Origin of the sequence: Gordonia sp. IEGM753, assembly GCF_050321825.1 — a bacterium.
Taxonomy (GTDB): domain Bacteria; phylum Pseudomonadota; class Gammaproteobacteria; order Pseudomonadales; family Pseudomonadaceae; genus Aquipseudomonas.
Genome location: NZ_JBNQGB010000011.1, coordinates 1 through 20,899, shown reverse-complemented (window position 1 = coordinate 20,899; position 20,899 = coordinate 1). Strand labels below are relative to the sequence as shown.

Genomic DNA, 20,899 nt, shown 5'->3' with positions numbered 1-20,899 from the left:
GTAGCCGCAACGAAACACAGCGCCGAATGCCCCTCGATCCGGTGTACAAGGGCTGTTCGAGGGCACCGAAATCCATGCATCATCGACTATGCTTGAGCAGCGAAGGGAAACGGAAGTGGTTCGACACCCCATGGATATCAAGTTCACCAATCGGCTGTCATACAAGCAAGCAAGGCTGACTGTGCTAGTCGGTTTTGTTCTGGGCACGCTGCTTAGCCTGCTACAGATTGGTATCGATTATGCCAGTGAAGACGCTTCCATCAACCGCGAAATCGAGTCTTTGCTGGAAATCAGTCACAACCCCGCCTCGCGCATCGCCTACAACATAGACGCCGAGCTGGCGCAGGAACTGACTCTGGGACTGCTGCGCTCACCCGCAATCATCGGTGCGAAGTTGATCGATAATAACGCCACGGTACTGGCCAGCGTCAAACGCGCCGCCCAGCAGAGCAATTACCGGGTGCTCAGTGATTTCCTGTTTGGCGCCAGCCGTCAGTTTGAAGACCGACTGTATCTGAGCCATTTACCGACCGAAGCACTTGGCACCTTGCTACTTGACGTCGACACCTACGCATTCGGTAGCCGTTTCCTGCGTCGGGCCGAAGTGACCCTGCTGAATGGCTTCGCCCGCAGCCTGCTGCTGAGCGGCATCTTGCTGGCACTGTTTTACGTGATGCTGACCAAACCGCTGGTTCGGGTCATACGCGAACTCAGCAGCCGCGACCCACGAAGCGTTCAGCCGACTTCACTGGAATACCCGGCCGGGCATGAAAATGACGAGATTGGCGTGTTGGTCAAGGTTGCCAATCAACAATTCGAAAACATCGCCACTGAAATCGAGCAGCGGCGCAATGCCGAAAATCGCCTGACCGACTATCTTGGCCAACTGGAAAACATCGTCTCGGCGCGTACGGCGGAACTCAAAGCGATCAACACGCGGCTCAGTCAATCCAATCAGGAACTGGAAGTCGCCCGAAGCATGGCGCTGGAAATGGCCGAAGCACGGTCGGTGTTTCTGGCCAACATGAGCCACGAAATTCGTACGCCACTCAACGGATTACTGGGGATGATCGCGCTGTCCCTGGACGGTCCGCTCACTGCCGAGCAACAGCAACAACTGTCTATCGCTCATGATTCGGGCAAAGTCCTGGTGGAACTGCTGAACGATATCCTCGACCTGTCGAAATTCGACGCCGGCCAACTGGAGCTTGAGCACATCCCGTTCGACCTCAGCGCCCTGGTTGAAGACACCGCCAATCTGCTGTCGCAAAACGCTGCGCCCAGCGTCGAGCTGACCTGCCTGATTGAACCGCGCTTTCCGGCGTTGGTGCTGGGTGACCCGACCAGAGTCCGCCAAATCGTCAGCAACCTATTGTCCAACGCCCTCAAGTTCACGCGGTTCGGTCGCGTCGATGTACGCCTGTCCACTTACGATGGCGGTGTACGAATAGAGGTCTGCGATACCGGCATTGGTATCGCCCAGGATGCCCAGGTCAAGATTTTCCAGCCCTTTACCCAGGCCGGTGCTGGCATCACTCGACAATTCGGCGGAACAGGGCTGGGCCTCGCATTGACCTTCAATTTGTGCGAAGCCATGCAAGGACGGCTCTCCATCAGTTCAGAAGCAGGTTTTGGTAGCCAGTTCTGCGCCGATTTGCCGCTGCCCATCCACACCCGCGCCCTTCTCCCGGCAATGCTGCAAGGCAAAGTCGTTGCGATCACGACGGCCAGCAGCGGTCTGGCGGAGTTATTGAAAAGTGTGTTGCCGGTCTGGGGGCTCGAATATCAACAGCGCACCATTGATGACTCGCTGGTAGGTCTCGCCCCCGATGTGCTGATCACTGATTGTCCCGAGTGCCTGTTTGGGTTGCGTGCGACATTCAATGCCCCCATTTTGCTGGTGACGGCCTATGGCAGTTTCATGCCTATGGAACAGGTAAGCGCCCTTGCGCCGTTGCAGCAGCAGGCGCGGCCGCTGGCACGCAATGCGCTTTACCAAACGTTGCGACGAGTATTGCAGCCAGAAATCAACACCCTTAACGATGCAAGGCTGCAAGCTCTGACGCCACAACGGCGCGGTCGCGTACTACTGGTGGAAGACAACCCGGTCAACCAATTGGTCGCCAAGGGTATGCTCGGCAAACTGGGCTGCGACGTCATCGTCGCCGCTCACGGCGGCGAGGCTCTGGATCAGCTTGAGCAAGGTGAGTTCGACCTGGTGCTGATGGATTGCAACATGCCGGTAATGGATGGCTACGAAGCCAGTCGGCAAATCCGTCGAAGCGGGCGCTGGCCGCAATTGCCAATCGTCGCCCTGACCGCCAACGCCATGTCCGAAGAACGCGAACGCTGTCGGGCGGCAGGTATGAACGATTACCTGGCCAAACCTTTTCGCCGGGAAGAACTGGCGACGTTATTGGACCAATGGATGCCGACTACGAAAGCGCCTTGATCTGCCCCAATAGCTGGTCGAGCCCGGCGCGCAGATCATTCAGGCGATTCAGATCCACGCCGCTGTCGCATAACAGGCGAGCCTTCAGCGGCCCGACCTGATCGCGCAACGCCTTGCCCGCCGGCGCCAGACTGAGGTGCACCTCACGTTCATCGCGGCTTGAACGTTGGCGCAGAACCAGTTGGAGTTGTTCCAGGCGTTTGAGCAAAGGCGTCAGCGTGCCGGAATCCAGGGCCAGGCGTTCGCCCAATGCCTTGACTGTCGGCTGTTGCGGCGCCGCCTCATGCCATTCCCACAACACCAGCATCACCAGGTATTGCGGGTAAGTCAGGCCCAACTGCTCAAGCATTGGTTTATAAGCGCGAATGACAGCCCTGGAAGCCGCGTACAGCTTGAAGCAGAGCTGGCTGTCGAGTTTCAGCGAATCAGCAGGCAATGTGTTCATTTGAGCAGGGCTTCAATCTCGCTAGTCAGGTCTTGTGGCTTGGTGGTCGGCGCGAAACGCTTGACCAGCTGGCCGTCCTTGCCGATCAGGAATTTGGTGAAGTTCCACTTGATCCCTTGTGAACCCAGCAGCCCTGGCGCGCGTTTCTTCAACTGGACGAACAGCGGATGGGCGCCGGCCCCATTAACCTCAATTTTCTTGAACAGCGGAAAGCTGACGCCGAAGTTCAACTCACAGAACTCGGAAATCGCGCCTTCATTACCCGGTTCCTGCTTGCCGAACTGGTTACAGGGAAATCCAAGCACCACCAGGCCCTGATCCTTATAGGTCTGCCACAACTCTTCCAGTCCTTTGTACTGCGGGGTGAAGCCGCATTTACTGGCGGTGTTTACCACCAACACCGCTTTGCCGGCGAAATCGGCCAGGGTCTTTTGCTCACCAGCGATGGTGGTGCAAGGGATGCTCAACAGGCTATCACTCATGGCAAACGCTCCGTATTCATGGAAAAGAGGCTAAACATAGCGAGCAATTGAATTGTGTGCAATTTAATAAAACCAAAGACGATCGTTAGATCGCCCCAGCGGATTACTCGCGTGGCACCAGGTCCAGGCACACCGAATTGATGCAGTAACGCAGACCGGTCGGCGCTGGACCGTCCGGAAACACGTGCCCCAGATGCGCATCGCATTTGCCGCAGACCACTTCAGTACGGATCATGCCGTGACTGACATCTTTGATTTCGACCATGGCACTGTCGCCAATCGGTGCGTAGAAACTCGGCCAGCCACAGCCAGAGTCGAATTTGGTCTTCGAGTCGAACAGTGGCTCGTTGCAGCAGATGCAGTGATAAACGCCGTCAACCTTGCTGTCATTGTATTTACCGGAGAACGGTCGTTCAGTGCCCTTGAGTCGGCAAACGTTGTATTGCTCCGGATCGAGCATTGCCCGCCATTCTTCCAGGGTTTTTTCCAACTTTTCCATCATCACACCTCAGCAGCTGAAAAAGCCCGATCTGTACCTTTTCCACGGATCGGGCGGCACGTATGATTGCGCCTCGTCAAACGCCAGTCTGGCAGCCAGCCCGCGCGCATTCAAACGGATTTATGGGTGTTGCATCTCAAGGCGTCAGGCCTGTGTGAATACGCAGGATTCCCAGTACGGTAGTTCATACGCCGCCTGGATCGTTCATTTTCAGGAACACATCGCCATGCAGGTCAGCAAATCGAACAAGCTCGCCAACGTCTGCTACGACATTCGCGGCCCGGTGCTCAAGCACGCCAAACGCCTGGAAGAGGAAGGCCATCGCATCCTCAAGCTGAATATCGGCAACCCGGCGCCTTTTGGTTTCGAAGCGCCGGATGAAATTCTTCAGGATGTGATCCGCAATCTGCCGACCGCTCAGGGCTACAGCGACTCCAAGGGCCTGTTCAGCGCGCGTAAGGCCGTGATGCAGTACTACCAGCAGAAGCAGGTGGAAGGCGTCGGCATTGAAGATATCTACCTGGGCAACGGCGTTTCCGAACTGATCGTGATGTCGATGCAAGCCCTGCTGAACAATGGCGACGAAGTGCTGGTGCCTGCGCCCGACTATCCTTTGTGGACCGCGGCGGTCAGCCTCTCGGGCGGCAACCCGGTGCACTACCTGTGCGACGAACAGGCCAACTGGTGGCCTGACCTGGCCGACATCAAGGCCAAGATCACGCCCAACACCAAAGCACTGGTGATCATCAACCCGAACAACCCGACGGGTGCGGTGTATTCCAAAGAAGTCCTGCTGGGCATGCTGGAACTGGCCCGCCAGCACAACCTGGTGGTGTTCTCCGACGAAATCTACGACAAAATCCTGTATGACGATGCCGTGCACATCTGCACTGCTTCACTCGCGCCAGACCTGCTGTGCCTGACCTTCAACGGCCTGTCGAAGTCGTATCGCGTGGCGGGTTTCCGTTCCGGCTGGATCGCTATATCGGGCCCCAAGCACCACGCCCAAAGCTACATCGAGGGCATCGACATGCTGGCTAATATGCGTTTGTGCGCCAACGTGCCGAGCCAACATGCCATTCAGACCGCGCTCGGTGGTTATCAGAGCATCAATGATCTGGTGCTGCCGCAAGGTCGACTGCTGGAACAACGCAATCGTACCTGGGAGCTGCTCAACGATATTCCCGGCGTAAGCTGCGTCAAACCGATGGGCGCGCTGTATGCCTTCCCACGGATCGACCCTAAAGTCTGCCCGATCCACAACGACGAAAAATTCGTCCTTGACCTGCTGCTCTCCGAAAAGCTGCTGGTGGTTCAAGGCACCGCGTTCAACTGGCCATGGCCGGACCACTTCCGCGTCGTGACCCTGCCACGGGTCGACGACCTCGACATGGCCATCGGCCGTATCGGCAACTTCCTCAAATCCTACCGCCAGTAAGCGCACTTAGCCGTGCGACGCTGGCAGAGCGTCGCACGCTGATTAATTCAGCAACATATCGTTGCATGCTGCCCCTCAGCGCCCTCGCTGTCGTTTACCACGTCCTGGCTTGCGTGTTGTGTCCAGCAAGCGCAGGGCCTTCAGCGCGAATTGGCCTACAAACTCTTACCCTTTCGACAGCGGAAATGCCCTGCATACAGCTAGACTGTTGCCGTAGGACACAGTTTGAAATAGTCACTCAGTTGAATAGGCCGGTGCAGCACCTTATATACCCCGCAGTACGCTACATCTTTAGCACGAGGAGATTTCTACAACCATGATGCGCATCCTGCTGTTTTTGGCCACTAACCTGGCGGTCGTGCTGATTGCCAGCATTACGCTGAGCCTTTTCGGCTTTAACGGGTTCATGGCGGCCAACGGGGTTGATCTCAACCTCAATCAGCTGCTGATTTTCTGTGCGGTCTTTGGTTTTGCCGGTTCGCTTTTCTCGCTATTCATCTCCAAGTGGATGGCGAAGATGAGTACCAGCACCCAAATCATCAGCCAGCCGCGCACACGTCACGAGCAATGGCTGCTGCAAACCGTTGAACAATTGTCCCGTGAAGCCGGGATCAAGATGCCGGAAGTCGGGATTTTCCCGGCCTACGAGGCGAATGCCTTCGCCACCGGCTGGAACAAGAACGACGCATTGGTCGCCGTCAGCCAAGGCTTGCTTGAGCGGTTCACGCCCGATGAAGTGAAAGCTGTTCTGGCGCACGAAATTGGCCACGTGGCCAATGGCGACATGGTCACACTGGCGTTGATTCAAGGCGTGGTGAACACCTTCGTGATGTTCTTCGCGCGGATCATCGGTAACTTTGTCGACAAGGTGATCTTCAAGAACGAAGAAGGCCAAGGCATTGCCTACTATGTGGCGACTATCTTCGCTGAACTGGTGCTGGGTATCCTGGCGAGCTCCATTGTCATGTGGTTCTCGCGCAAACGAGAATTCCGTGCCGACGAAGCCGGCGCGCGACTGGCAGGTACCAGTGCAATGATCGGTGCCCTGCAACGCTTGCGGGCAGAGCAAGGCTTGCCGGTGCACATGCCGGACACCCTGAACGCCTTCGGCATCAACGGTGGTATCAAACAAGGGTTCGCTCGCATGTTCATGAGCCACCCGCCACTGGAAGAGCGCATTGACGCATTGCGTCGCCGGGGCTGACAGTTCCGGGAGTGACAAAAAAGGGGCGATCTGATCGCCCCTTTTTTTCGCCCGCAGGAAACATCGGCGTTCTAAATGCTGCCAATCCTGTAGACCCGTTCTTCAAGGCGCGTAACACCGCGCTCAACGAATTTCGCGCTCTCGGCCAAAATATCCTGGTCTTCAAGAATCTTCAGTGTCCAGGCACTGCCGAACAACTTTTGCACCTCGTCATCCAGCACAGCAAACGGCGGGCCGTCTATTTGCGCCTGGTCATAGTCGAGCGATATCAAGAGCCCACGCGACTCTCTGGGCAAAATGCGGTTCAGGTGCAACGCGTATTTTTCACGCATTGCAGGCGGCAGCGCAATCAGCGCGGCGCGGTCGTACAGTGCGCTGCAATCAGCCACGTCGCCTGCAGTGAGCTCAAAGAAATCGCCGCACCATAGCTCTATCGAACCGGCACGGTAGACTTTGAATGGGCCTTGCTCGCTGACGTTCGGGTCAAAATGATGTTCCTTGAAGAAATCCTCGACCGCTTTTTCCGACAGTTCAACACCTAACACTTCATGGCCCTGCTGAGCGAGCCACAGCAAATCCAGACTCTTTCCACACAAAGGCACCAAAACGCGAGCCCCCTCCTCCACGCTCAATGAGGGCCAAAACCGTTGCAGGAATGGATTCACTTCCGGCAGATGAAAGCCGATCTGATTCGACGCCCATCGCTTGTGCCAAAACTCCGGCTGCATAATTAATTCCAAAAATTCGATCAAAAGACACTAAAACTTATATTAGATTTAGATCAATGATCTGACTGAAGATGACGACATCTTACTCTCAGGAGCTCATTCATGTTCCCTAGCCTCTATATCTCTCACGGTTCGCCGATGCTGGCCCTGGAACCTGGTGCGAGCGGGCCGGCCTTGGCGCGTCTGGCCGGCGAGTTGCCGAAACCCAAGGCAATTGTGATTGTCTCGGCGCACTGGGAAAGCAATGAGCTGCTGGTCAGCGGTAACCCGCAACCGGACACGTGGCACGACTTCGGTGGCTTTCCCAAGGCATTGTTCGAGGTTCAATACCCGGCGCCGGGGAATCCGCAGTTGGCGGCAGAAGTTGTCGAGTTGCTGAAGATTGAGGGCCTGCCCGCCCGAATCGACGCTAAACGGCCGTTCGATCACGGAGTTTGGGTGCCCTTGTCGCTGATGTATCCGCAAGCGGACATTGCGGTGGTACAAGTCTCGTTGCCCACACGTGGCGGCCCGGCCCTGCAGACTCGAGTCGGCCATGCACTGGCCAGCCTGCGTGAACACGACGTGCTGTTGATCGGGTCCGGCAGCATCACGCACAACCTGCGTGAACTGGATTGGCACGCCGGCCCGGAAAGTGTCGAACCGTGGGCCAAGAGCTTTCGCGATTGGATGATCGAAAAACTCACGGAAAATGATGAAGCCGCGTTGCACGACTATCGCCAGCAAGCACCAAACGCAACACGCAACCACCCCAGTGATGAGCATTTGTTGCCGCTGTATTTTGCCCGCGGCGCGGGTGGCGCGTTCAGCATCAGCCACAAAGGGTTCACCATGGGTGCGCTGGGCATGGACATTTACCGTTTCGGGTAAACCGCTGAGTGTGCAGTTGGCAGCGGTCAGGATCAGACCACGTCGACCCCGACATGAATCGCATCATGGCGCCAAAACTCCAGGTCACAATCGATCAGCCGCTCGTGCTGATCGTAGTTGACCCGGGCAATACGCAACCCCGGGCTGCCTACTGACACTCTCAGAGCGGCCGCTGCATCCACTGATAACGCCGTAGGTACAATTTCGAAACGCACCCGGCCGTAGTGCAAATCGTAATGCCGTGCGTAGAGTTCGGTGATCGACTGATTCAAGTCGAAATCAAGAATTCCCGGAAAATACTGCGGGTTCAGATAATGCTCGACGTACAACACCAGCCGCTGATCAATCCGCCGCGCCCGGCAAATCTGAATCACACTTGATAGCGCGGGCAACTGCAGCCACGCACAGACTGCTGCCGAAGCGGGCTGCAGCCGCGCTGAAATAACGTCGGTGGACGGCTCTCGCCCCTGAGCGCTGACCATGGCGTGAAAATGGCTGCGCTGCATCAAGTTATAAGCCAGGCGTGGGGGCGACACGAACCAGCCACGGCGCTCCTCCCGATATATCTGACCCTGTGCTTCCAATTGCAACAGCGCCTCACGCACGGTAATTCTTGTGGTACCGAACAACTCACTGAGCTTGCGCTCGGCGGGTAACTTGCTGCCCGACGCCAACAGGCCATGGTCAAGCTGTTCTTGCAGAACTTGCCCGATGGCTGTCACCGCTTTGGTGGTCTCGATGCGCATCAACGTTACCTATCTGGACTAGACCAGCACTGTTTCGGGGCAGAACCACGGTTTAAATCGGCTCCATCAACTTCCTGCAAGCCTAGGCACTGCATATGACTGGTAGATGACACAGTCGCTGAACGGTTGCTTCAGACAGCTGCAATATAGCGGCCAAGTCCTTTCATATCAGCTCTTTAGTCATGGTCTACGCTTAGCGGGCACCCTGAGTATTAGCAGGCTGAAAATCAGTGCGGGCTCGCAAGCGACATCAAAATGTCATCCTGGCCGCCTACATTGGCTCAGGTATTGCTGACCTAGACCAACACAACCGCAATCGCAGCGTTGAAAACGCCCAAAGGAGCTTCGGATGAAACAGCTTTTCCTGGCATCACTGTTAGGCTCGACCATTGCCATGTGCACCGCCGCCATGGCCGCTGATACTGATTTGAAAACCCTGGAAGCCGCAGCGAAAGCGGAAGGTGCGGTCAATAGCGTCGGGATGCCCGATGACTGGGCCAACTGGAAAGGCACTTGGGACGACTTGGCCAAGAATTACGGCCTGAAGCACATCGACACCGACATGAGCTCGGCACAGGAAATCGCCAAGTTCGCGGCTGAAAAAGACAATGCCAGCGCCGACATCGGTGACGTCGGCGCCGCGTTTGGCCCCATTGCGGTCAAGCAAGGTGTGGTTCAGCCTTACAAACCAAGCACCTGGGATCAAGTCCCGGCCTGGGCCAAGGACAAGGATGGCAATTGGGCACTGGCCTACACCGGCACCATCGCATTCATCATCAACAAAAAACTGCTGCACGGCTCCGAAGCCCCCACCAAATGGGCTGACCTCAAGACCGGTAAATACAAGGTCTCTATCGGTGACGTGAGTACCGCGGCCCAAGCCGCCAACGGCGTTCTGGCAGCAGCACTCGCCAACGGCGGCGATGAAAAGAACATCCAGCCTGCGCTGTTGCTGTTCGCAGACATCGCCAAACAAGGTCGCTTGTCCATGGCCAACCCAACCATCGCCACGATGGAAAAGGGTGAAATCGAAGTCGGCGTGGTCTGGGACTTCAACGGTCTGAGCTACAAGGCGAAGATGGCCAATCCGGATGACTACACCGTTCTGATTCCATCCGACGGCTCGGTGATTTCCGGTTACACCACCATCATCAACAAATACGCAAAAAATCCTAACGCCGCCAAATTGGCCCGCGAATACATCTTCAGTGATGCCGGCCAAACCAACCTGGCGCGCGGCAATGCACGTCCTATTCGTGCCGAGCACGTAAAACTGCCGGAAGACGTCAAGGCCAAACTGCTACCGAACGAGCAGTACAAAGGCGTGACCCCGATCAAGGATGCCGACGCGTGGGAAAAGACCTCCAAGGCACTGCCTCAGAAGTGGAACGAAGAAGTCATCGTCAATATGCAGTAACGCAAGCGTCTCCCGCTGGGTGATCTGATGAAAGTCCAGCGTGGGGGCGGTGTGTGGGGTGAGAGAGTTTGCTCCCGTTCGGCCGGGCGGCAGTCGCAAGGCTTTTGCGGCCGCTGCGCGAGCAAGCGCCCTCGCCACACACGCTCGTCCCCACAGTGGACCGAGTGAGTTCCGACTATCTGTTTTGCTGTTTTGCGGAGTTTTTGCCCCTATGAAGCACAACGTCATCCTGGTCGTGCTCGACGGTCTCAACTACGAGGTTGCGCGCCATGCCATGGGGCACTTGCAGGCTTATGTCGGCGCAGGACGCGCAGCGCTTTACAAATTGGAATGCGAGCTGCCAGCACTGTCCCGTCCACTGTATGAATGCATCCTGACCGGCGTCACGCCGATCGACAGCGGTATCGTTCACAACAATGTCTCGCGCCTTTCCAACCAGCGCAGCATCTATCACTACGCCAGGGAGGCAGGCCTTAAAACCGCTGCTGCGGCGTATCACTGGGTCAGCGAATTGTATAACCGTTCACCGTTCGTGGCCGCCCGTGACCGACACACCGACAACCCTGATTTACCCATCCAGCACGGTCATTTCTATTGGAACGACCACTACCCGGATTCGCACCTGTTTGCGGACGCAGAAAATCTGCGACTGCGCCATGCGCCAAACTTCCTGCTGGTGCACCCCATGAATATCGACGACGCCGGGCACAAGCATGGCCTCGACACCTCGCAGTACCGCAACAGCGCCCGCTCCGCCGACATCATCCTCGCTGATTACCTGCAAGGCTGGCTCGACGCGGGCTATCAGGTTTTGGTAACCGCCGACCACGGCATGAACAACGACCGCTCCCACAACGGCCTGCTGCCGGAAGAACGCGAAGTACCGCTGTTTGTTCTTGGCGACGCCTTCAGTTTCAATGCCGCCGCAACACCAAAACAGACTGAAATATGCGGTACGGTCTGCCAGTTGTTGGGGATTCCCCACGATAAACCCGTCTGCCGGGAGCTGCTCAAGTGAACTCCATGACTCGCGGCAAATGGCTGGCAGCCCTGTGCCTGGTGCCTTTCGCACTGTTTTTTATCGTGTTCGAGATTGCGCCGCTGGGATGGGTGATGATCAACAGCCTGCAATCGGAAGAGTTCGGTTGGGGCCTGGCGAACTTCAGCAGAATCTTTAATTCGAAATTCTACCTGCAGGCCATCCAGTACAGCCTTGAGATCAGCTTCTGGTCCAGCGTATTCGGGATCATCATCGCCGTACTGGGCGCCTATTCGTTACGCCGGGTCGACTCCAAGCTGCGCAACTTCGTCAATGCCTTCGCCAACATGACCAGCAACTTCGCCGGTGTACCGCTGGCCTTTGCGTTCATCATCTTGCTGGGCTTTAACGGCAGTTTCACCATCATGCTCAAACAGGCCGGAATCATTCAGGACTTCAACCTGTATTCGAAAACCGGGCTGATCATTCTCTACACCTACTTCCAGATTCCGCTGGGGGTGTTGCTGCTGTATCCGGCCTTCGATGCATTGCGCGAGGACTGGCGTGAATCGGCCGCACTGCTCGGTGCCAGCGGCTGGCAGTTCTGGCGCCACATTGGCCTGCCCGTGCTGACGCCGGCGCTGCTGGGCACTTTTGTCATTCTGCTGGCTAATGCACTGGGCGCTTACGCGACCGTTTATGCCCTCACCACTGGCAACTTCAACGTGTTGCCGATCCGCATCGCGGCGATGGTCTCCGGCGACATTTCCCTGGACCCGAACATGGCGAGTGCCTTGGCTGTCGTGCTCGTGGCGCTGATGACACTGGTGACCATCGTGCATCAACTGCTGTTGAAGAGGAGCTACCATGTCTCGCGCTGATCTGGGCCCCGTGGGTGTTTATCACCGTGTGGTGGTTTACCTATTGTTTGCCATCCTGTTGTTGCCCTTGCTTGGAACGCTGATTTACTCGATCGCCAGCAGTTGGTCGGCGACCATTTTGCCCAGCGGCTTTACGATCAAGTGGTACGCGCAGTTGTGGAGTGATCCGCGTTTTTTGCATGCATTCGGCCAATCGTTACTGGTGTGCGTCGGGGCACTGATCCTGTCGGTGGTATTGATTCTGCCGCTGCTGTTCGTGGTGCATTACCACTTCCCGAAACTCGATGCGCTGATGAACATTCTTATCCTGCTGCCCTTCGCGGTGCCGCCAGTGGTGTCATCGGTTGGACTGTTGCAGCTCTATGGTTCCGGGCCGTTCGCAATGGTCGGTACACCTTGGATTCTGATCGGTTGCTACTTCACCGTGGCACTGCCGTTCATGTACCGGGCGATCACCAACAACCTGCAAGCCATCAACCTGCGCGATTTGATGGACGCCGCCCAATTGCTCGGCGCCAGCACCTGGCAAGCTGCGTTCCTGGTGGTGCTACCCAACTTGCGCAAGGGCCTGATGGTGGCGCTGCTGCTGTCGTTCTCGTTCCTGTTCGGTGAGTTTGTGTTCGCCAACATTCTTGTGGGCACCCGCTACGAAACCCTGCAGGTTTACCTCAACAACATGCGCAACAGCAGCGGCCATTTCACCAGTGCGCTGGTGATTTCCTATTTCTTCTTCGTGCTGGTTCTGACCTGGGCGGCCAATATCTTGAACAAGGACAAAAGCGAATGAGCTATGTCAGCGTCCAACACCTGCAAAAAAACTACGCCGGCACCACGGTGTTCAGCGACATCAACTGCGAGATCAAAAAAGGTGAGTTCGTCACCCTGCTGGGCCCCTCCGGTTGCGGTAAGTCCACGCTGTTGCGTTGCATTGCCGGACTGACGCCGGTTGATGGCGGACATATCTTGCTTGAAGGCGTCGACCTGGTGCCGCTGAGCCCGCAAAAGCGCGGCATCGGCATGGTGTTCCAGAGTTACGCATTGTTTCCCAACATGACCGTGGAGCAGAACGTCGCGTTTGGTTTGCGCATGCAAAAGGTCAACGCCGACGATAGCCACACGCGTGTCGCGCAAGTGCTTAAACTGGTGGAGCTTAATGACTTTGCCGCACGTTATCCGCATCAGTTGTCTGGCGGTCAATGCCAGCGTGTCGCCCTCGCCCGCTCGCTGGTAACGCGTCCACGACTGTTGCTGCTGGACGAGCCGCTGTCGGCGCTCGACGCTAGGATTCGCAAGCATCTACGCGATCAGATCCGACAGATTCAGCGCGAACTTGGCTTGACCACTATCTTTGTCACACACGATCAGGAAGAAGCGCTGACCATGTCTGACCGGATTTTCCTGATGAATCAGGGAAAGATCGTACAAAGCGGCGATGCCGAAACCCTGTACACCGCGCCAATCGATGTGTTCGCCGCCGGTTTCATCGGCAACTACAACTTGCTGGACGCCGAGAGCGCATCGAAGCTGTTGCAACGGCCGATCACCGGGCGCATCGCGATTCGCCCGGAAGCCATTGAACTGAGTCTTAACGGCGAACTCGATGCGCAAATCCGTAGCCACAGCCTGCTAGGTAACGTGATTCGCTACCGGATCGAAGCTCGGGGGGTGGAACTGGTGGTGGATGTACTCAATCGCTCAGCGGCTGACTTGCATCCCGATGGTCGACGGCTGGCGCTTTCCATCGATCCGACCGCCCTGTGTGAGGTAGCTTGAAAGCAGCGACGAGTTTCAAGCCGCAAGCTTCAAGTTGTAGACTGCTGCCCCTAAATTCACGCTTGCAGCTTCAAGCTTGAAGCTTGTAGCTGTTCTCGAAGAGAACCGCACCAATGGCCTTGGCAATTTTTGATCTGGACGAAACCCTGATCCACGGCGACTGCGCCACCCTCTGGAGCGAACAAATGGGTCGCTTGGGCTGGGTCGATCCCGAGTCGTTCATGCGGCAGAACAATGAGTTGATGGACGCCTACAGCCACGGCAAATTGCGCATGGAGGATTACATGACCTTCAGCCTGGAGCCGATGATCGGGCGCACGCCGGAAGAGGTAGACCATCTGGTCGGACCTTGGGTTGAAGACTTCATCGAACCCATCATCTTCAGTGACGCCACCAAAACCATCGCTGCGCACCGCAAGGCCGGCGACCGGATTCTGGTGATCTCCGCCTCGGGCACGCATTTGGTTCGCCCGATTGCCGCCCGTCTGGGCATCGACGAAATACTCGGTATCGAGCTGGAAGTTGCGCACGGCGTTTACAGCGGCAACACGGTCGGCACGCTGACCTATCGCGAAGGCAAGATCACGCGATTGCTGGAATGGCTGGATGCAGAGGAGGAAAACCTCGAGGGCGCGAGTTTTTATTCCGACTCACGCAATGACTTGCCGCTGTTGCTGAAAGTGGATTTCCCACATGTGGTAAACCCGGATGTGATTTTGCTTGAGCATGCAGAGGCCGCGGGCTGGCCTATTCATCTCTGGAAATAATCCGGGTCTTCTGTGGCTGCGAGCCTGCTCGCAATGGACGTGAACATTAATGCGCGCGGCCTGAAAAAAGCGCCGCCTTCATATCCACCGCGAGCAAGCTGACGCCTATAACATCAGGTCAGGCTTTCGTCGATCACCAGCACCAGTTTCCCGGCCACTGTGTTGGTCGCCAATTCAGCGAAGGCCGCTTCGGCATCCTTGATTGCAAAGGTGTTGGCCAACTGTGGACTCAAACGCCCTTCAGCAAACAGCGGCCAGACGTGTTGGCTGAGATCGCTGAACAAATCCGCCTTGAACTGATCGTCACGACTGCGCAATGTCGAGCCCAGCAGTTGCACGCGTTTGGTTAACACCTGTGCCAGGTCGAGCTTGGCTTCGCGCCCGCCCATCAGGCCAATCAGCACCCAACGCCCGTCGAGCGCGAGCAGTTTCAGGTTCAGAGCGGCGTAGTTGCCGCCCACTGGATCAAGAATCACATCGAACGGCCCGAAGTCGCTCAAGCTATCCATATCGGCAGTGCGCACCACGCCGCCTTGGGCACCCAGGGCTTCGCAATAAGCCAAACGCTCTGCAGACCCCACACTCACCCAGCACGGGTTACCCAACGCTTTGCACAGCTGAATGGCGGCTGAACCAATGCCACTTGCCCCAGCGTGCAGCAGAACTTTCTCACCCGGTTTCAGCGCCGCTAAATCAAACAAATTCAGCCAAACGGTCGCATACACTTCTGGCAGAGCTGCGGCTTGGGCCAACGACAAACCTTCGGGAACTGGCAACACGTGCCGTCCGTCGACTACCACCTCTTCTGCCATCCCACCCCCGGCCAGCAAGGCGCAAACCCGATCCCCTACCTTCCAGGACGAGCCCGCCCCGACCTCGCTGATCACGCCGGAACACTCTAGACCCAGCACCGTACTGGCTCCGGGAGGTGGCGGATAAAAGCCCGCCTTCTGTAATAAATCAGCGCGATTGAGGCCGGCTGCCGCCACCCGAATACGAACTTGTCCTACATCGCATGTAGGACTCGGCTCCTCAACCCACTCCACTTGACCGTCAACGCCTTGCAATGCTTTCACAGTGCCTCCATAGTGAGTCTGGACTGAGCCCGTAGCTATAGCGCCGGGCTTTCTTGCATTATGTGACCGGCCCTTTGTGGAACCGGCGACTTCAAAGACGGCCTAATATGCGTGATCAATTGTCCCCGCGTCGAATCAGCATGAAGCATCTGTTCCCCAGCACCGCCCTAGCCCTGATTATCGGTATCGGCCTATTGCCGATGTCGAGCCATTCGTTTGCAGCGAATAGCTGGGACAACCTTCAGCCTGATCGTGACGAAGTGATCGCCAGCCTGAATGTCGTCGAGCTGCTCAAACGACACCACTACAGCAAGCCGCCGCTTGATGACGCTCGCTCCGTGATCATCTACGAAAGCTATCTCAAGCTGCTGGATCCATCGCGCAGTTATTTCCTGGCCAGCGACATTACCGAATTCGACAAATGGAAAACCCAATTTGACGACTTCCTCAAAAGTGGCGACCTGAACGCCGGGTTCACCATCTACAAGCGCTACCTGGACCGCGTCAAAGCGCGTCTGGATTTCGCCATTGCCGAGCTTAACAAAGGCGTCGACAAGATCGACTTCACGACCAAGGAAACCTTGCTGATCGATCGCAAGGATGCACCTTGGCTTACTTCCACCGCAGAACTCGACGACCTGTGGCGCAAACGCGTCAAGGACGAAGTGCTGCGGATGAAGATTGCCGGCAAAGACTCAAAACAGATTCAGGAAACCCTGACCAAGCGCTACAAGAACCAATTGGCACGCCTGGACCAGACCCGTCCGGAAGACATCTTCCAGGCTTACATCAATACCTTCGCCATGTCCTACGACCCGCACACCAACTATCTGTCGCCGGATAACGCGGAAAACTTCGACATCAACATGAGCCTGTCTCTCGAAGGCATTGGCGCTGTATTGCAGAGCGACAACGACCAGGTCAAAGTCGTGCGTCTGGTGCCGGCAGGTCCGGCCGACAAGACCAAACAGGTAGCACCGGCAGACAAGATCATCGGCGTTGCCCAAGGCAATAAAGAGATGGTCGACGTCGTCGGCTGGCGCCTGGATGAAGTGGTCAAGCTGATCCGCGGTCCGAAAGGCACCATCGTGCGCCTGGAAGTAATTCCGGCCAGCAACGCGCCAAACGACCAGACCACCAAGATCGTTTCCATCACTCGCGAAGCGGTGAAGCTCGAAGACCAGGCGGTGAAAAAATCGATCCTGAGCCTCAAGCAGGATGGCAAGGATTACAAACTGGGCGTCATCGAGATTCCGGCCTTCTATCTGGACTTCAAGGCGTTCCGCGCTGGTGATCCGGACTACAAGAGCACCACTCGCGACGTCAAGAAACTGCTGACCGAGCTGCAGAAAGATAAAGTCGACGGCGTGGTCATCGACCTGCGCAACAACGGCGGCGGTTCCCTGCAGGAAGCGACCGAGCTTACCAGCCTGTTCATCGACAAAGGCCCGACCGTACTTGTGCGTAACGCCGATGGCCGCGTCGACGTGCTGGAAGACGAGAACCCAGGCGCGTTCTACAAAGGCCCAATGGCATTGCTGGTCAACCGCTTGTCGGCCTCGGCTTCGGAGATCTTTGCCGGCGCCATGCAGGACTATCACCGCGCGCTGATCATCGGTGGCCAGACCTTCGGTAAAGGCACCGTGCAAACCATTCAGCCGCTGAACCATGGCGAACTGAAACTGACCTTGGCCAAGTTCTACCGGGTTTCCGGCCAGAGCACCCAGCATCAGGGCGTACTGCCAGACATCGATTACCCGTCGATCATCGACACCAAGGAAATCGGTGAAAGTGCCCTGCCAGAAGCCATGCCTTGGGACACCATCAAGGCCGCAATCAAACCGGCAGCCGACCCGTTCAAACCGTATATCGCGCAACTCAAGTCCGAGCATGAAGTACGTTCGGCCAAGGACGCGGAGTTTGTGTTCATCCGCGACAAACTGGCCCTGGCTCAGAAGTTGATGGAAGAAAAAACCGTCAGCCTCAACGAAGCGGATCGTCGGGCTCAGCATGCGGACATCGAAGCCAAGCAGCTTGTGATGGAGAACATCCGTCGCAAAGCCAAAGGTGAAGAGCCGCTTAAAGAGCTGAAGAAAGAAGACGAAGATGCAATTGCGGCTGAGCCGGACAATACCAAGCCAGAAGACGACGCTTACCTGAGCGAGACGGGTCGGATTCTGTTGGATTATCTGAAACTCAACAGTGCGGTAGCCAAGCACTAAGATGATGGCGATTTAATGCTGACGCTCTGCAGAGCGTCATCAAACAGTCATCAATCTGTCGTGAAATAAAGGATTGGGAGCACCTCTTCGAACAAGAGAGGCTCCCGGTCCTTTTTTTATCGCCAGAGAACGCCATGACCACAACAGAACAGCTGAGTGCCTTGAGTTCCATATTGGCTCAAAGTGGTTTGCACAGCTTGTTCCAGCCAATCATTTGTCTTTCCGAGCGACGTATTCTCGGTTACGAAGCACTCACTCGTGGCCCTTCCAACAGTCCACTGCACTCGCCAGTAGCGCTATTCGCTGTCGCCCGCCAAGCCGGACGCCTGAGTGAGCTGGAAATCGCGTGTCGGCAAAGTGCCTGCCGGCGCTTCAACGAACAAAAGCTTGAGGGAAAATTATTCCTCAACGTGTCACCAGAATCCTTGCTCGAAACCTCTCACCAACCTGGCCGCACGCTGCAACTGCTGCAGGACTTCGGTATCCCACCAAGCCAGGTCGTGATCGAGCTCACCGAACAAACGCCTACCGACGATTTCCAGTTACTGCAAAACGCGTTGCATCACTATCGGGCCATGGGATTTTCGATTGCGCTAGACGACCTGGGCGCCGGGTATTCAAGTTTGCGTTTGTGGTCAGAGTTGCGCCCGGATTACGTAAAGATTGACCGCCACTTCATCGACGGTATTCATCAAGACGCGCTAAAACGAGAGTTCGTCGGTTCGATCCTGCAGATCGCGAAGGCCTCTCGCGCACAAGTGATTGCCGAAGGAATCGAGTTGCCGGAAGAGTTGGCAGTGCTAACTGAGATGGGGGTCGATCTGGTTCAGGGTTACTTGCTGTGCCGTCCTCAAGAACATCCACCGCGCGATGCTGGAAACCTAGCGCACAAACACAGCGCTACTACCGTAACGTTAACCGATGAAAGCAGTGACCTCAGCGCGTTGCTCAATGACCAACCGGCCGTTGCCAGCGACACGCCGACCGCCACCGTCCTGGAAGCCTTCCGCCGCCAAGCCAACCTGAATTCGTTGGCAGTACTGGATGAGCAAGGCCATCCTTGCGGTATCGTCCATCGGCACTCTCTGTCAGATGCCCTGCTAAAGCCCTTTGCTACCGACCTGTTCGCGCGCAAGCCGATAAGCCGATTGATGAACGATGACTTCCTGGCTGTCGAGATGAGCCAGTCGCTGCAGCAGGTCAGCCGCTTGATCACTAGCCGCGCACGACAACGCATCGAGGAGGATTTCATCATCACCCTCAACGGCACTTATTTGGGACTTGGCCGTGTAATAGACGTGCTGAAACTGATTACTGAACTGAAGATCCAGCAAGCGCGTTACGCCAATCCACTCACCCTGTTGCCCGGCAATGTACCCATCCAGCAATGCTTGACGCGGTTGCTGCAACAGCAAAGGGAATCGGTGATCTGCTACGTGGACATTGATAGCTTCAAGCCTTTCAACGACATCTACGGCTACGGCCGCGGCGACGAAGTACTGCTCTGCCTGGCGCAATGCCTGAATGATCGCGTAGACCCGTCCCGCGACTTTGTCGGCCACATCGGTGGCGATGACTTTTTACTGGTACTGGGCCCGGATGATTGGCGCAAACGGTTGAACCAGTTGCTTGAGGATTTCCAAAGCCAATGCCGGCGCTTCTATCGCAGCGAGCACCTGGAAGCAGGCTGCTTCGTCGCCCTCAATCGCCAAGGCACGCGCCAGGAATTCCCGTTGCTTTCACTGTCTATCGGCGTCGTGCATTTGCACCCACAAGCCTGCGCACAACTGGATGCTAGCCAATTGGCCGAAATGGCATCACAAGCCAAGCACCATGCGAAGAATATCCAGGGTTATAGCGTACATGTGATTGATAGCCTGACGGTGCCAGTTGCCGAGGAGGCATAGTTAACCGAGCATCAGGAGTTGCTATGGCCTTCGGTTAGCTCCAACTTCTACGTGTAATAGCCAATATCGCGAACTCACCACACATCTGTAGGAGCGAGGCTTGCCCGCGAATTGAGCGCGCAGCGGTTATGAAATTTGTCAGACGCAGAGATATCAAGCATTACCATTTAAATGAAACGAATCAGCAAAAAAAATGGACTTATTTGAGAAAAAATTATTGTTGAGTTTAAGTTATCCATAATTAGCTCAAAAACCTTCGTACTTACTCGCAGCAACTTCGAGAAATCAGTAAAAATAAAAATAGCATAACGTCACCAATCAACTTGAGTCTTAAAGTAAAGATTCGACATAGATTCAAAAATCCGCTCTATTTTACCGAGGCTCACGTAGTCGTGAAAATCTTGCTTCAGCGCATCCTCATTTAGGTATTTAGGGTGCCGGAGAGGAACCTCGCATGCGTAAATATAAAGCCTCCAAACATCAAATCCATCAATCCGTTCGCTTGGACCATAATCGAAGTCAATACACATTTCCGGGAAATACACCCGACAACCGACACCATGCAATTCATAACTTATGCCATCTAAAATTTCACCACTTCGCGGAATATCATTTTTCCGCCAAAGCTGAAGTACACACTTTTTTCCAAATTTATCTTCAAGCAAGTCCGTAGCTCTTTCTACCTGAGCCAGGAAGTCATCAATCAAATACTCCAGATTTTTGTTCTTCATCTTCTCGGCCTCACCAATCTGTCATGCCCTACGTTATCAGCAGATTTTTTTATTTCATCAATATCACTGAAAATGCTGTGATGCCGGCCAATATCTTTTATTAACAATACTGACTTTGGTGTGAGTTCGTCTGGCTGCAGGGGCCCTATGATGTCCATCGACTATGTAGAGGTTGCCGTTATGCCCCAACGGATCAACCCACCCCGTGGGATTCGGGGTGTACTGATACTGATTTAACCCACCCGCCAACTTGATCGGGTCGGGCGTCAGGTAGCGGCCGGT

Annotated in this window: 20 protein-coding genes; 12 read left to right on the top strand and 8 right to left on the bottom strand. The window is 55.9% G+C overall.

The annotated features are described in order from the left end of the window. Positions 1-130 precede the first annotated feature (130 nt). Positions 131-2,452 (top strand): response regulator, encoded by a 2,322-nt coding sequence (locus ACQR3R_RS30200; protein ID WP_428278331.1) that lies wholly within the window; start codon positions 131-133, stop codon positions 2,450-2,452. On the opposite strand, the gene ACQR3R_RS30195 is transcribed toward ACQR3R_RS30200, so the two are convergent. The 3 genes from ACQR3R_RS30195 to msrB all read right to left on the bottom strand — a co-directional run bounded on the left by ACQR3R_RS30195 (position 2,436) and on the right by msrB (position 3,878). Next, entirely contained in the window at positions 2,436-2,897 is a 462-nt protein-coding gene (locus ACQR3R_RS30195; protein WP_428278329.1) for a transcriptional regulator, SarA/Rot family, read from the bottom strand. The genes ACQR3R_RS30200 and ACQR3R_RS30195 overlap by 17 nt on opposite strands. Continuing rightward, positions 2,894-3,379: a glutathione peroxidase gene (locus ACQR3R_RS30190; protein ID WP_428278327.1), complete on the bottom strand. Its 486-nt coding sequence runs from the start codon at positions 3,377-3,379 to the stop codon at positions 2,894-2,896. The genes ACQR3R_RS30195 and ACQR3R_RS30190 overlap by 4 nt, the downstream gene beginning before the upstream one ends. Before the next feature lie 103 nt (positions 3,380-3,482). Beyond that, a complete protein-coding gene (gene msrB, locus ACQR3R_RS30185; RefSeq protein ID WP_428278325.1) occupies positions 3,483-3,878 on the bottom strand; it encodes a peptide-methionine (R)-S-oxide reductase MsrB in 396 nt (131 codons plus the stop codon). 226 nt (positions 3,879-4,104) lie between these two features. On the opposite strand from msrB, the gene ACQR3R_RS30180 reads away from it, so the two are divergent. Next, on the top strand, positions 4,105-5,316 hold the full coding sequence (locus ACQR3R_RS30180) for a pyridoxal phosphate-dependent aminotransferase (RefSeq protein WP_008030363.1): 1,212 nt from the start codon (positions 4,105-4,107) through the stop codon (positions 5,314-5,316). 316 nt (positions 5,317-5,632) lie between these two features. After that, positions 5,633-6,520: a protease HtpX gene (htpX, locus tag ACQR3R_RS30175; RefSeq protein WP_428278323.1), complete on the top strand. Its 888-nt coding sequence runs from the start codon at positions 5,633-5,635 to the stop codon at positions 6,518-6,520. 71 nt (positions 6,521-6,591) lie between these two features. Here htpX and ACQR3R_RS30170 read toward each other — a convergent pair whose 3' ends face one another. Continuing rightward, positions 6,592-7,248, bottom strand: a complete 657-nt coding sequence (locus ACQR3R_RS30170; RefSeq protein WP_428278321.1) for a thiopurine S-methyltransferase — start codon at positions 7,246-7,248, stop codon at positions 6,592-6,594. A gap of 102 nt (positions 7,249-7,350) precedes the next feature. Here ACQR3R_RS30170 and ACQR3R_RS30165 point away from each other — a divergent pair, with 102 nt between their 5' ends. Continuing rightward, positions 7,351-8,118 carry a DODA-type extradiol aromatic ring-opening family dioxygenase gene (locus tag ACQR3R_RS30165; RefSeq protein WP_428278319.1) on the top strand — a complete coding sequence of 256 codons (768 nt, stop codon included), beginning with the start codon at positions 7,351-7,353 and terminating at the stop codon, positions 8,116-8,118. Positions 8,119-8,150: 32 nt separating this feature from the next. Here the strand turns inward: ACQR3R_RS30165 and ACQR3R_RS30160 are convergent, their stop codons facing one another. After that, positions 8,151-8,864, bottom strand: a complete 714-nt coding sequence (locus tag ACQR3R_RS30160) for a UTRA domain-containing protein (RefSeq protein WP_428278317.1) — start codon at positions 8,862-8,864, stop codon at positions 8,151-8,153. A 349-nt stretch (positions 8,865-9,213) separates the two neighbouring features. Here ACQR3R_RS30160 and ACQR3R_RS30155 point away from each other — a divergent pair, with 349 nt between their 5' ends. The 6 genes from ACQR3R_RS30155 to ACQR3R_RS30130 all read left to right on the top strand — a co-directional run bounded on the left by ACQR3R_RS30155 (position 9,214) and on the right by ACQR3R_RS30130 (position 14,681). Continuing rightward, entirely contained in the window at positions 9,214-10,281 is a 1,068-nt protein-coding gene (locus tag ACQR3R_RS30155; RefSeq protein WP_428278315.1) for an ABC transporter substrate-binding protein, read from the top strand. A 211-nt stretch (positions 10,282-10,492) separates the two neighbouring features. Continuing rightward, the gene (locus ACQR3R_RS30150) at positions 10,493-11,299 is read left to right on the top strand and encodes an alkaline phosphatase family protein (protein ID WP_428278313.1); all 807 of its coding nucleotides are present in this window, start codon (positions 10,493-10,495) and stop codon (positions 11,297-11,299) included. Between the two features lie 5 nt (positions 11,300-11,304). Further along, positions 11,305-12,141 carry an ABC transporter permease subunit gene (locus ACQR3R_RS30145; RefSeq protein ID WP_428278405.1) on the top strand — a complete coding sequence of 279 codons (837 nt, stop codon included), beginning with the start codon at positions 11,305-11,307 and terminating at the stop codon, positions 12,139-12,141. Continuing rightward, entirely contained in the window at positions 12,128-12,928 is an 801-nt protein-coding gene (locus ACQR3R_RS30140; protein WP_428278310.1) for an ABC transporter permease subunit, read from the top strand. The genes ACQR3R_RS30145 and ACQR3R_RS30140 overlap by 14 nt, the downstream gene beginning before the upstream one ends. Next, a complete protein-coding gene (locus ACQR3R_RS30135) occupies positions 12,925-13,914 on the top strand; it encodes an ATP-binding cassette domain-containing protein (protein WP_428278308.1) in 990 nt (329 codons plus the stop codon). The genes ACQR3R_RS30140 and ACQR3R_RS30135 overlap by 4 nt, the downstream gene beginning before the upstream one ends. A 113-nt stretch (positions 13,915-14,027) precedes the next feature. After that, a complete protein-coding gene (locus tag ACQR3R_RS30130; RefSeq protein WP_428278306.1) occupies positions 14,028-14,681 on the top strand; it encodes an HAD-IB family hydrolase in 654 nt (217 codons plus the stop codon). Between the two features lie 113 nt (positions 14,682-14,794). Here ACQR3R_RS30130 and ACQR3R_RS30125 read toward each other — a convergent pair whose 3' ends face one another. Next, complete coding sequence (locus ACQR3R_RS30125) at positions 14,795-15,757, bottom strand: zinc-binding dehydrogenase (RefSeq protein WP_428278304.1); 963 nt, start codon at positions 15,755-15,757, stop codon at positions 14,795-14,797. 107 nt (positions 15,758-15,864) lie between these two features. Between ACQR3R_RS30125 and ACQR3R_RS30120 the strand changes: the two genes are divergently transcribed. Both ACQR3R_RS30120 and ACQR3R_RS30115 read left to right on the top strand, forming a co-directional pair. Further along, positions 15,865-17,979 (top strand): carboxy terminal-processing peptidase, encoded by a 2,115-nt coding sequence (locus tag ACQR3R_RS30120; protein ID WP_428278302.1) that lies wholly within the window; start codon positions 15,865-15,867, stop codon positions 17,977-17,979. A 134-nt stretch (positions 17,980-18,113) separates the two neighbouring features. Next, a complete protein-coding gene (locus ACQR3R_RS30115; protein ID WP_428278300.1) occupies positions 18,114-19,886 on the top strand; it encodes an EAL domain-containing protein in 1,773 nt (590 codons plus the stop codon). A 311-nt stretch (positions 19,887-20,197) separates the two neighbouring features. On the opposite strand, the gene ACQR3R_RS30110 is transcribed toward ACQR3R_RS30115, so the two are convergent. Together ACQR3R_RS30110 and ACQR3R_RS30105 are read right to left on the bottom strand one after the other, a co-directional pair. Continuing rightward, positions 20,198-20,617 carry a DUF6896 domain-containing protein gene (locus ACQR3R_RS30110; protein WP_428278298.1) on the bottom strand — a complete coding sequence of 140 codons (420 nt, stop codon included), beginning with the start codon at positions 20,615-20,617 and terminating at the stop codon, positions 20,198-20,200. Positions 20,618-20,680: 63 nt separating this feature from the next. Beyond that, on the bottom strand, positions 20,681-20,899 hold a 219-nt coding region (locus ACQR3R_RS30105), incomplete at its 5' end, for an RHS repeat-associated core domain-containing protein (protein WP_428278296.1).

Bases quoted from the DNA above. Each gene is read 5' to 3' on its own strand.
- ACQR3R_RS30195 (WP_428278329.1), bottom strand. From the start codon at position 2,897: ATGAACACATTGCCTGCTGATTCGCTGAAACTCGACAGCCAGCTCTGC.
- ACQR3R_RS30200 (WP_428278331.1), top strand. From the start codon at position 131: ATGGATATCAAGTTCACCAATCGGCTGTCATACAAGCAAGCAAGGCTG.
- msrB (WP_428278325.1), bottom strand. From the start codon at position 3,878: ATGGAAAAGTTGGAAAAAACCCTGGAAGAATGGCGGGCAATGCTCGAT.
- ACQR3R_RS30135 (WP_428278308.1), top strand. From the start codon at position 12,925: ATGAGCTATGTCAGCGTCCAACACCTGCAAAAAAACTACGCCGGCACC.
- ACQR3R_RS30120 (WP_428278302.1), top strand. From the start codon at position 15,865: ATGCGTGATCAATTGTCCCCGCGTCGAATCAGCATGAAGCATCTGTTC.
- htpX (WP_428278323.1), top strand. From the start codon at position 5,633: ATGATGCGCATCCTGCTGTTTTTGGCCACTAACCTGGCGGTCGTGCTG.
- ACQR3R_RS30150 (WP_428278313.1), top strand. From the start codon at position 10,493: ATGAAGCACAACGTCATCCTGGTCGTGCTCGACGGTCTCAACTACGAG.
- ACQR3R_RS30180 (WP_008030363.1), top strand. From the start codon at position 4,105: ATGCAGGTCAGCAAATCGAACAAGCTCGCCAACGTCTGCTACGACATT.
- ACQR3R_RS30115 (WP_428278300.1), top strand. From the start codon at position 18,114: ATGACCACAACAGAACAGCTGAGTGCCTTGAGTTCCATATTGGCTCAA.
- ACQR3R_RS30130 (WP_428278306.1), top strand. From the start codon at position 14,028: ATGGCCTTGGCAATTTTTGATCTGGACGAAACCCTGATCCACGGCGAC.
- ACQR3R_RS30190 (WP_428278327.1), bottom strand. From the start codon at position 3,379: ATGAGTGATAGCCTGTTGAGCATCCCTTGCACCACCATCGCTGGTGAG.
- ACQR3R_RS30155 (WP_428278315.1), top strand. From the start codon at position 9,214: ATGAAACAGCTTTTCCTGGCATCACTGTTAGGCTCGACCATTGCCATG.
- ACQR3R_RS30145 (WP_428278405.1), top strand. From the start codon at position 11,305: ATGACTCGCGGCAAATGGCTGGCAGCCCTGTGCCTGGTGCCTTTCGCA.
- ACQR3R_RS30170 (WP_428278321.1), bottom strand. From the start codon at position 7,248: ATGCAGCCGGAGTTTTGGCACAAGCGATGGGCGTCGAATCAGATCGGC.
- ACQR3R_RS30160 (WP_428278317.1), bottom strand. From the start codon at position 8,864: ATGCGCATCGAGACCACCAAAGCGGTGACAGCCATCGGGCAAGTTCTG.
- ACQR3R_RS30110 (WP_428278298.1), bottom strand. From the start codon at position 20,617: ATGAAGAACAAAAATCTGGAGTATTTGATTGATGACTTCCTGGCTCAG.
- ACQR3R_RS30165 (WP_428278319.1), top strand. From the start codon at position 7,351: ATGTTCCCTAGCCTCTATATCTCTCACGGTTCGCCGATGCTGGCCCTG.
- ACQR3R_RS30140 (WP_428278310.1), top strand. From the start codon at position 12,128: ATGTCTCGCGCTGATCTGGGCCCCGTGGGTGTTTATCACCGTGTGGTG.